Origin of the sequence: Cupriavidus sp. CuC1, assembly GCF_044627735.1 — a bacterium.
GTDB classification, from domain to species: Bacteria; Pseudomonadota; Gammaproteobacteria; order Burkholderiales; family Burkholderiaceae; genus Cupriavidus; species Cupriavidus ulmosensis.
Map to the genome: position 1 here is coordinate 1 of NZ_JBIUHC010000254.1, position 9,126 is coordinate 9,126.

At 57.3% G+C, this 9,126-nt stretch carries 7 protein-coding genes and 1 pseudogene; 1 reads left to right on the forward strand and 7 read right to left on the reverse strand.

Annotated elements, in window-relative coordinates; genetic code table 11:
- Positions 1 to 379: 379 nt before the first annotated feature.
- From ACGLHR_RS48985 to ACGLHR_RS49015, 7 genes and pseudogenes are all read right to left on the reverse strand, one after another.
- The gene (locus ACGLHR_RS48985; protein WP_400103009.1) at positions 380 to 682 is read right to left on the reverse strand and encodes a UBP-type zinc finger domain-containing protein; all 303 of its coding nucleotides are present in this window, start codon (positions 680 to 682) and stop codon (positions 380 to 382) included.
- Positions 679 to 2,331: an FAD-dependent oxidoreductase gene (locus tag ACGLHR_RS48990; RefSeq protein ID WP_400103011.1), complete on the reverse strand. Its 1,653-nt coding sequence runs from the start codon at positions 2,329 to 2,331 to the stop codon at positions 679 to 681. Before ACGLHR_RS48990 ends, ACGLHR_RS48985 begins: the two co-directional genes overlap by 4 nt.
- 99 nt (positions 2,332 to 2,430) lie before the next feature.
- Positions 2,431 to 2,811 (reverse strand): OsmC family protein, encoded by a 381-nt coding sequence (locus ACGLHR_RS48995; RefSeq protein ID WP_318235117.1) that lies wholly within the window; start codon positions 2,809 to 2,811, stop codon positions 2,431 to 2,433.
- 567 nt (positions 2,812 to 3,378) lie between these two features.
- Positions 3,379 to 5,583 carry an OsmC domain/YcaO domain-containing protein gene (locus tag ACGLHR_RS49000; RefSeq protein WP_400103013.1) on the reverse strand — a complete coding sequence of 735 codons (2,205 nt, stop codon included), beginning with the start codon at positions 5,581 to 5,583 and terminating at the stop codon, positions 3,379 to 3,381.
- A 571-nt stretch (positions 5,584 to 6,154) separates the two neighbouring features.
- Complete coding sequence (locus ACGLHR_RS49005) at positions 6,155 to 6,448, reverse strand: hypothetical protein (protein ID WP_400103015.1); 294 nt, start codon at positions 6,446 to 6,448, stop codon at positions 6,155 to 6,157.
- Positions 6,449 to 6,453: 5 nt separating this feature from the next.
- Positions 6,454 to 7,974: an AMP-binding protein gene (locus ACGLHR_RS49010; protein WP_400103017.1), complete on the reverse strand. Its 1,521-nt coding sequence runs from the start codon at positions 7,972 to 7,974 to the stop codon at positions 6,454 to 6,456.
- Between the two features lie 58 nt (positions 7,975 to 8,032).
- Positions 8,033 to 8,335: pseudogene (locus ACGLHR_RS49015) on the reverse strand (sulfoacetaldehyde dehydrogenase); the annotation flags it as partial.
- 296 nt (positions 8,336 to 8,631) lie between these two features.
- On the opposite strand from ACGLHR_RS49015, the gene ACGLHR_RS49020 reads away from it, so the two are divergent.
- On the forward strand, positions 8,632 to 8,823 hold the full coding sequence (locus ACGLHR_RS49020) for a hypothetical protein (RefSeq protein ID WP_400103019.1): 192 nt from the start codon (positions 8,632 to 8,634) through the stop codon (positions 8,821 to 8,823).
- Positions 8,824 to 9,126: the final 303 nt, after the last annotated feature.

A 9,126-nucleotide genomic window follows, 5' to 3' on the forward strand; every position in this document is an offset into this window, starting at 1 on the left:
TGTGTCCACTAAAAATAGTGGACACATCCTGCACCGTTTCAGCCTTGTACTCTATGTGCGCTAAATTTCGCGCTTACGTAGTTTGGACATGGGAGTTCTCCTGTTCATTTGAGACTGCGATCCTGCGACAATCCGCAGTCTGCGCCGCGAGTTGATTCAATTAGATTGACGTTGTTTGACGGCGTTGTTTTTGTGATTTCGACGCCATGGAACGAACTATAGCAGCGAGAGTTTCGCCAAAAGTGATCGATTCGCGCACATGTTATTCAAATATTTTGAATTTCGAAGCTCGTGAAACGGACGCTGCGGAGTGCGGTGAGGGATGCGACTGCGCGCCTGCCAGACCCTTCGCGTTCATACAAGCCCGATTAGCGCTCCATCAGACGAACCGTGGGATGGGTCCTCGCTGCGGCGTCTGGCCCGGTAGCACGATCTCTTCCCGATCAATGTAGCACCACCCCCATCCCTCAGGGGGGTCATATCCCTCAATGATTGGATGTCCGGTTTTCTCGAAATGCGCGCGGGCATGCTTGAGGGGAGAGTTATCGCAGCAGCCAACGTGACCGCAGGTTCGGCACAACCGAAGATGCACCCACGGGCTGCCCACCTTGAGGCATTCTTCACAACCCAGGGCGCTTGGCACGACATCACGGATCGTATCCGCATGATCACAGGTCTTCATGCCACCTCCTTTGTCAGTTTGCTGAGGTAACCGTGGATCTGGGAGATGGCAGCGGCACCATCGCCGACCGCAGCGGCAACTCGCTTGGTCGAGCCAGCGCGGACGTCGCCGATTGCAAAGACTCCAGGCATGCTGGTCTCGAGAGATAAGGTCGATGCGCCAGTAAGAATGAAGCCCTTGTCATCCGTCGCAATCGAGTCGTTGAGCCAGCAGGTATGCGGCGTCGCGCCGATGAACAGGAACAGGTGGCAGATATCGCAGTGCGTCGAGGTGCCGCTGGCGCGATCGCGAACGGTGGCGCTGGCGAGCATGTCGCCAGTGGGGGCGAGTCCGGTCAGATCCGTACCGACATGAATCTCCACGTTGGACAGTGCCGAGATGCGGTCGATGAGGTAGCGGGACATCGTCTCCGACAGGTCTCGCCGGACGAACACGTGAAGTCGCTTCACGTGTGGCGCGAGAAACACGATCGCCTGGCCCGCCGAGTTGCCGCCGCCGACAAGAGCGATTTCCTTGCCGGCACACAAGCGGGCTTCGATCGGGGATGCCCAATAGGAAACTCCGGAGCCCTCGAAATGCGCGAGACCGGCAATGTCGGGGTGTCGGTAGGCGGCACCTGAGGCAATCACGATAGTACGCGCGGCCACTGTCGAGTCGTCGGATAGCTTGAGCGTCAGCCGATCCTCGTGGCGATCGAGCCGCCCGACGCTCACAGGGATGGCCACCTCAGCCCCGAATTTGAGGGCCTGGGTGAATGCGCGGCCAGCGAGCGCCTGTCCTGAGATGCCTGTAGGAAAGCCAAGATAATTTTCGATTCGCGCCGACGCGCCGGCCTGGCCGCCCATGGCGCGCTCGTCCAGAACGATCACCGAGAGGCCCTCCGAAGCGCCATAGACCGCTGCGGCCAACCCGGCCGGTCCCGCGCCGACGATGGCGACGTCGTAGGTTTTCTGCTGCTCGATCTTGGGGATGATGCCGAGACAGGCCGCCAGCTCGCGCTCATCGGGCCGCTTCAGCACGTTGCCGCTAGGGCAGACCACCAGCGGCAGGTCGGTGGGGAGAAGCGCCATCCGCTCAATAAAACTGCGCCCACCGCCATCGACTTTGGGATCCATGACGTGGTTGGGATAGCCGCAGCGGGTCAGGAAGCCCTGGAGGCGCAGAAGATGCGCATCGTCTGGCGCACCAATCAAGATCGTGCCCGAGCCGCCGTGTTCGATCAGCCTGACACGGCGCAAGATCAGCGCGCGCATGACGATCTCACCGACCTCCGCCGACCCGATCATCAGGGCTCGCAAATGCGGCGGATTGAACGGAAGCAGCGTAGCGCCATCAGGACCGGCTCGCGCCGAGGCGATCGACGCACGGCCGTCAATCTGGCTGACCTCTCCCGTGAACTGCCCTGCTCGATGGGTGGTGATTGGCGTTTCCTCGTCAAGACCATCCCGGCGCTGAACGTCGATCGAGCCATCCAGCACGAGCCAGACGGGCACATTCCTCTCCCCCGTGGCGAAGACAATCTCACCCGACGCAAAATACCGCGGCGGACCGCTTGCGAACCGGCGCGCCGCCTCAACCTGGATCGGTGTCAGGACGGGGAATATCTGGTGCCTGCGCTCTCCGTCACCGCCTGTATGCTGCTGGATCATATGAGCGTTCTCCTCTCGAGAGCGGCGTCCTGAGGATTCATTGCCACGAGCCGTCAGCTTCGGGAAGGTTGGCGGTTGTCTGCGTGAACCAGATCAGCGTCACGCGAGGCGAGTTTCGATCGGCAACCCGGCTCTCAACGTCTTCGTTACGGGCGTGCGCTCGGCAATCTCCGCCAGACGCGTTTTCTGGCTGTCCTCCAGCCCCTTGATCACAAGCGTCCGCTCGATGCGGAGCTCGTCTGTCCCAAGAAGCCGCAGGGAGACTTCGAGCGACTCAAGGACCCAACCTTTACGTTCGGCATACATCTTGAGCGTGATGGCGGTGCACGCTCCCAAGCTTGCAAGCAATAAATCGTAGGGGGCCGGTCCAGCCCCTTGTCCGCCGAGCGCGTGGGGTTCATCGGCCGTGATTGCGTGGCCCGATACGACGATGTTCGTGCGATAGGGCGTCGATCCAATCTGCGCGGTGCCGTGTGTCATGGTTCCTGTCTCCACTGCACGATGGGGATGTGGGATGAGCTTGTTTTGCTAGAGTATTCTCGCAACGCGTCTGATATATCAATCAACCTTTAGTATGGTCGCTCGGCTCCGCGGCATCTCGGGATACTCAAATTCAAGAAGCGCGACGTTGCTGGGATCGGAGCTGGCATCACTCATGGCCACTACACCTTTGGCGCATTGAATCAGGCGTTCCAGAGCGACGTGCTGTCGCTGGCAGCCGGGATTGCACGGGAAGCGCAGGTCATGAGCGAGCTGGCGGCAGGCCATAGGGAAGAGGCAGGCTGAAGCTGGGGCTACCGGCAAGAAGACCGATCCCGAGCGCCGTTCGGCGCATTCAATTCGGGCTGGCCAGGCGTGCGCTGCTTCCTGGCCGGCTCCATACACGCTTCATAAGACAAGCGGACCTTGTCAGTAGGCGCCCCTCAAAGATACGGGTGTAGATTGAGACCGCCGTACACGTTGCTTGTTGGAAGCCGTCCTCTGTCACCGCGATCCAACGCCGCCCCCCCTGAACGGCATCGTCGCATCCAGCCATGACTCGTAACCCTAACTGGCTGTAGCTGCCACATTGGCCCGCGCCTTATGCAATTTCTTGTAACTGTCGATCAGGCGGTGGTGCCTATCGAAACCCTCCAGTTTCATACTCGTTGGCGTTAACCCGAAGAAGCGCACGCTGCCGTCCACTGACCCCATTACCGCGTCCATCCGAGCGTTGCCAAACATCCGACGGAAGTTGACCGCGTAGTCGTCTAGTTCCAGGTCGTCATCGAGCAGCACCTCCAGCACCACATTCAAGGCCTGGTAAAACAATCCGCGCTCGACCGTGTTGTCGTTGTACTGCAGGAAGGCTCCTACCAGCTCTTGCGCCTCCTCAAACTGCTGCAGGGCGAGATGAATCAGCAGCTTCAACTCGAGAACTGTCAGCTGCCCCCAGTCCGTATTCTCGTCAAATTCGACGCCGATCAAAGTGGCAATATCGGAGTACTCATCCAGCTCACTGTTACCCAACCGCTCAAGCAGATCCTCCAGGCCAGCATCGTCCAGGCGATGCAAGTTCAAAATGTCGGCGCGGAACAACAGCGCCTTGTTTGTGTTATCCCAGATCAAATCCTCTACCGGGTAAACTTCCGAATAACCAGGCACCAAAATCCGGCAGGCTACGGCACCCAGCTGGTCATACACCGCCATGTAAGTCTCTTTGCCCATGCCTTCGAGAATGCCGAACAACGTTGCGGCTTCCTCGGCATTGGAGTTTTCACCCTGGCCAGAAAAATCCCACTCAACAAACTCGAAATTCGCCTTGGCGCTGAAAAAGCGCCACGACACCACGCCGCTGGAATCGATGAAGTGCTCAACAAAGTTGTTTGATTCCGTCACGGCGTTACTGACAAAGGTGGGCTGAGGCAAATCGTTCAGGCCTTCAAAACTGCGCCCCTGCAGCAATTCCGTCAAACTCCGTTCCAGCGCCACCTCGAAGCTTGGGTGCGCGCCGAACGAGGCAAAGACACCACCTGTGCGCGGGTTCATCAAGGTGACGCACATCACCGGATAGGTCCCGCCCAGCGACGCGTCCTTTACCAGCACCGGAAAGCCCTGCTCTTCCAACCCCTGAATTCCGGCCAGAATGCCAGGGTATTTCGCCAGCACTTCGTGCGGCACATCAGGCAATGCGATTTCACCTTCCAGAATTTCGCGCTTTATCGCTCGTTCGAAAATTTCGGACAGGCATTGCACCTGCGCTTCAGCCAGCGTATTACCGGCACTCATGCCATTGCTGACGAATAGGTTTTCGATCAGGTTGGACGGAAAATACACCACTTCGCCGTCCGACTGCCGCACATACGGCAGCGAACAGATACCGCGCTGTACACTGCCGGAGTTGGTGTCGTACAGATGCGAGCCATGCAACTCGCCATCGGAATTATAAATTTGCAGGCAGTACGCATCCAGAATTTCAGCCGGCAGCGCATCCTCCGGGCCAGGCATGAACCAGCGCTCGTTCGGGTAATGAACAAACGCCGCATTGGCGATGTCCTCGCCCCAAAACGTACCGCCATAGAAATGGTTGCAGTTCAGGCGCTCGATAAACTCTCCTAACGCCGACGCCAACGCGCTTTCTTTGGTCGCTCCCTTGCCATTGGTAAAACACATCGGCGAGTGCGCATCGCGGATATGCAGCGACCACACATTGGGAACGATATTGCGCCACGAAGCGATTTCAATCTTCATGCCCAGATCCGCCAAAACGCCCGACATATTGGCGATGGTTTGCTCCAACGGCAGATCCTTGCCCACAATATAGGTGCTGGCGTCAGAAGCCGGCTTCAACGTCAGCAACGACTGAGCATCCGCATCTAAGTTCTCTACCTCTTCAATGACAAACTCGGGTCCGGCTTGCACCACTTTTTTCACCGTACAACGCTCGATAGAGCGCAAAATACCTCGGCGGTCCATTTCCGAGATATCCGGCGGCAGCTCAACCTGAATCTTGAAAATCTGTTGGTAACGGTTTTCCGGATCAACAATATTATTCTGCGACAGGCGGATATTTTCGGTAGGAATATTGCGGGTTACGCAGTACAACTTCACAAAGTAAGCGGCACACAAGGCCGATGAGGCCAGAAAATAATCGAAGGGACCAGGCGCCGAGCCATCGCCCTTATAACGGATAGGCTGGTCGGCCACTACCGTGAAGTCATCGAACTTAGCTTCAAGACGTAGTTTATCGAGAAAGTTGACTTTAATTTCCACGGGAGAATTCCAAAAATGGTGCTAAAAATGATGTAGCCGCTACTATCTGCCGCCACGCCGGTGCCGTGCAATGCATCGATGCTTTCCACAAACGCTGCCGCATACGGATAATTTGACAGGGGAACGCCACGGCGCAAGACATGGCTGGAACCGGCGAACTTCCATGTGCCATGGCGATATCCACGGCAACGCCAAGTGCAGTTGTACCAAACTGAATCGCCACGAGTTGCTCCAACACTCTCCAGAATGCGAGAACTACCAGGCGACAATCCGAAATATAAAGCCCTGTAAAAACAGGGCTTTAATAGTCAATCAACTAGCGAATAATGTTTCCCAACGGGAATTTCACTCCCACTCGATCATCAACAGGCCGCCCAAACCCGCATGGTTAAAGGGACTGGCCGCGATCGGCATGGGCCTTTACCGTCGCTTTACCGTCGGCCGCGCTGAACTTTTGCTGGTGCGGGAGATGGAGCGATTTGCGGGGCGACGACTCTGACCGCCCCATTATAAATCAACTCAGAGGATACAAAAGGTGCTGTGCCCTGTCCGCCCTCCGCCAAAAGTGGCATCACCGATTTCCGGGGAAGGCCGCCCGAGTTTTGAAGAAGAAGTAGCGGTCAGTGCCGAAGCCACAGACCAAGCGCTTGATCACCTTGATGTGGTTGGCAACGCCTTGCACCAGATTGGTGCTCAGGGCGCCAGCGGGCGCGAACCGGCCGGGCCCGATCTGCAGGTACTGCTGATTGAATTGCCGCAACTCGCGCGCATGATCGTCAGGACCGTCGAAGTGACTGACGCTGACATGGGGCGAATTCAACAGGGATGAGGCCGATCGGGTACCCAACGGGAAGTCGTTCGGCAAAAGCACTATGCAGGGATTCCCTCCATGCTGAGGAGCTTCAGCCGCTGCACCTTGCCAGATGGTCCCTTGGGCAGCTCGTCGACAAAGCGGAAAGACCTGGGTGTCTTGTACGCGCCGAGCTCGTTCCTGCAAAACGATCTCAATTCGTCCTCCGTGCATCGTTCTCCGGGTTTAAACACAATGCACGCCATCAATTCCTGACCGTAATGCTCGTCCGGAACACCCACCACTGCAGCCTCCAGCACAGCCGGATGCTTTAGCAATGCCTCGTCTATCTCGCGAGGCGCGATGTTTTCGCCTCCCTTGATGATGAGTTCCTTGATCCGGCCCGTGACGAAAACAAAGCCATCCGGGTCCAGGTATCCAAGATCTCCGGTATGGAGCCAGCCTTCGGCTGTAAGCGTTCTGGCGGTTTCCTCCGGGCTCTTGTAATACCCCTTCATCACGTTCCGTCCACGCACCATGATTTCGCCCGCCTCGCCCGAAGCGAGCGCCCTTCCCTCGCCATTGACAATCTTGACGTCATTGCCAAAGGCACGCCCGGGACTGCCGATCTTGCGCTGTGAAGGGTCTAGTGGATTGGTGAAGCACGGCGCGGCCGTTTCCGTGAGCCCCATCGTTTCGATCACCCCGATCCTGAATGCGTCCTCAAAGGCGCGATGCTGGCTGGGCGGCAGCGGAGCGGAGGCCGAGCGACAAAAGCGGACCCGGCTGAGATCCAGGCCATTTCCCGCCGGATCCGCGCCATTCAACAGGTAGGAAATCATGGTCGGAACCACATTGATCCAGGTGCATTGGTTCTGTGCCACCAGGCCCCAGAAACCGGAGACCCGAAATCGATGCGGTAGAACGAGGCTTCCACCATGAACCAGCGGCGATGTCGCGGTCACGATCTGGGCATTGATATGGTAAAGGGGCAAGATCGCCAAGACCCTGTCCTGCACTCCCAATTCGTGGGCAGCGGATACGTACTGCCCACCCGACACCACGGACCGGTTCGCCAGCACGACCCCCTTCGGCTTACCGGTGGTGCCAGATGTGTACATCATCAGTGCATCGTCCTCTTCGCCCACGGGTGGCAGCTCCACGCTCCCATCTGACACCGGGATGAACTCCTGCGCATCGACATCGCACAGAACGATCTGGATATCCCGCGTCACGTTGGCCAGCGCAACGCTAAGGCGCTCCAACTGGTCGGGCGCGACAAATACGATCCTGGCATCGCTGTGATTCAGTACGTACTCGAGCTGCGACGGGTGCGCGAGCAGATTCAGCGGTGTCGCGCAAAAGCCGCCGTACATCACGCCAATGAACAGCCGGCAGGTTTGGAAGCCGTTGTGCATCAGCATCGCCACCTTGTCGCCCTTCCGGATACCCTGGCCGAGAAGGAAGCGTGCCAGCTCGCGAGAGGACTTCCGCAAGCCAGCAAACGTCATGCTCAGATCGGGTTCCGGCGCAATCAGGTAAATCGCATCCGGTCGTTCTGCGGCCTGAAAGTCGACATAATCTCGAATGGTGCGCAGCATGTCCATACTCCTTACGTTCAAGCGGTACAAGGTTTCTGTCTGATTCTCGCTGGATCGATTAGCCATGCTTACGTAGGTACTCACCAAATAGTTCCTGCTCCGAGGGAACCCGCTCAGGGAGCCTTCGCACGATACGTGTGATGTTGAGGAAATTCCGGTAATCCATGTTTTCGGAGAAATTGTTGCCACCCCATGTACCGCAACCCATGGAAAGCGAGAATGGCAAACCGTTCTCGAAACTGCCGCCAGTGGCGAAGCAATGCGCCTGATTGACAATAACCCGGCAAACAGGAAGTTCATTTCCCACCCGCAGGATGTGGCCATCATCCGATGTATGAATTCCCACCGAATGACCCGCCCCTCCGTGCCTTCAAGGAGGTTCCTCAACTGCTGGCAATGGCCACTCAGCATCATCCGGAATTGCGATCGGCAATCACCCCTGCTAGAGAGACCGTGGCGAACAGTGACCTTTACAAGGTGCTTAGTAAAACCAGAAATTTTCTGGTTTTACTAAGGCATGCTTGAACTCGAAAGCCATGGCAGCGCAGGAACTACAGAGGGAAATAAAGTCAAGATTTCATTCCCGTGCGCGTCCACCCTTGGGAAAGTAGCGACGAAGCGTACGCGCGTTACAAGGAGATTTGTCGCAGCGACAAGATGATGCGCAAATTGATCGGTCCGGACTGCGATTCATCGCCCGCCATCTGGCGTACTTGGATTATTAAAGATTTCCCCGGTCGCGACCTGTTGGAAGTCGCGTTCGAGGCTTGGGCGCGGCTGGGCGAAGTGCTTTCGGCGACCGTTCAAGCACAAGGAGCAGAACCTCTCGACCTAACTATGCCGTGCTGACATGAGCCAGCACTAGTGAAGGTCAAACGCTTTAGTCAGCGCGAATTCTTCCTGGAAGTTGATGGGATTGACTTGGATGAGGAAGAGCGGAGGTGGCGGGAAGAGAAAAGGCGGCGCGAAACTACGACCGGTCGACATGCTAATAAGGGCTCGATGTAATACTGCCATGCCGTTACTTTAATAGTGTGCAAACCTGAACATTCAGACTGGCGCAAGGCGAATGGTAGGTAAGCGCCCGGCGAACACACCTTGATCGGGGGGATATTGAGGGCGAGGATCGTGTCCATCTAAATTTGGCATGGA

Coding starts and splice junctions, on each gene's coding strand:
- ACGLHR_RS49020 (WP_400103019.1), top strand. CDS start 8,632: ATGATGCGCAAATTGATCGGTCCGGACTGCGATTCATCGCCCGCCATC.
- ACGLHR_RS48990 (WP_400103011.1), bottom strand. CDS start 2,331: ATGATCCAGCAGCATACAGGCGGTGACGGAGAGCGCAGGCACCAGATA.
- ACGLHR_RS49010 (WP_400103017.1), bottom strand. CDS start 7,974: ATGCTGCGCACCATTCGAGATTATGTCGACTTTCAGGCCGCAGAACGA.
- ACGLHR_RS48985 (WP_400103009.1), bottom strand. CDS start 682: ATGAAGACCTGTGATCATGCGGATACGATCCGTGATGTCGTGCCAAGC.
- ACGLHR_RS48995 (WP_318235117.1), bottom strand. CDS start 2,811: ATGACACACGGCACCGCGCAGATTGGATCGACGCCCTATCGCACGAAC.